Annotated in this window: 1 rRNA gene; it reads left to right on the top strand. The window is 52.2% G+C overall.

Annotation, left to right across the window (positions count from 1 at the left end):
- Positions 1-255 (top strand): 16S ribosomal RNA (locus AACW90_RS23135); the annotation flags it as partial.

Here is a 255-nt window from a genome sequence, read left to right as displayed (position 1 = left end):
ACACGGTCCAGACTCCTACGGGAGGCAGCAGTGGGGAATATTGCACAATGGGCGAAAGCCTGATGCAGCCATGCCGCGTGTATGAAGAAGGCCTTCGGGTTGTAAAGTACTTTCAGTAGTGAGGAAGGCAGTAAGTTTAATACGCTTATTGTTTGACGTTAGCTACAGAAGAAGCACCGGCTAACTCCGTGCCAGCAGCCGCGGTAATACGGAGGGTGCGAGCGTTAATCGGAATTACTGGGCGTAAAGCGCATG

It is taken from the genome of Vibrio frigidus (assembly GCF_042465995.1).
Taxonomy (GTDB): Bacteria; Pseudomonadota; Gammaproteobacteria; order Enterobacterales; family Vibrionaceae; genus Vibrio.
The sequence above is the reverse complement of the archived record's forward strand: the minus strand, read 5'-3'. Positions and strand labels throughout refer to the sequence as shown.